The sequence below is a fragment of the Methylophaga sp. UBA1464 genome, assembly GCF_002325665.1.
Classification (GTDB): Bacteria; Pseudomonadota; Gammaproteobacteria; order Nitrosococcales; family Methylophagaceae; genus Methylophaga.
This window is the reverse complement of record NZ_DCSO01000046.1, coordinates 3,159-3,692: the sequence shown is the minus strand read 5'-3', so window position 1 is coordinate 3,692 and position 534 is coordinate 3,159. Positions and strand designations below refer to the sequence as shown.

Genomic DNA, 534 nt, shown 5'->3' with positions numbered 1-534 from the left:
ATCAACCGCAGCATTGATATCAATTTCGTCGCCATCTTCCATATTGCGAACTCGCTGCACCCCGGCCGGTGTCAATAAGTCGATGATCTGCCGGATACGATGTGCCACCGGTTTATATTCTTTGAGGATATTATCAATGTCTTCTGGATCACCTTTCTTGGGACGATATTCATATACCGTGCTCCAATCCGGACGATAAAGCTGTACCTGATAATCCCATTCCTGATAATGATAGGGTCCGGAGACGGGATCTTTACCCCACATCTCATTAAAGCTGACCGTGGCTTCACCGGCATCTTCATATGGCATGAATTTGGTTGAGCAGATCCAGATTTCCTGGGCATCATCGCCGGCCAGCTCACAATCCACTTCATTGGCCATTTCAACGGCGCTGACATATCTGCGAACCTGCCGCTGGCTGGCCGGAATATATTCAGCCCCGTGCGCCAGAAAATCGAATTCTTCAAACTCCCAGACAAAACGGTTATCGTCGCGATAAGGCAAACGAATGGATTCTAATATTCGTAAACTGGG

Annotated in this window: 1 pseudogene; it reads right to left on the bottom strand. The window is 48.1% G+C overall.

The window, feature by feature from the left end:
- Positions 1 to 534: pseudogene (locus tag B3O33_RS05435) on the bottom strand (VWA domain-containing protein); the annotation flags it as partial.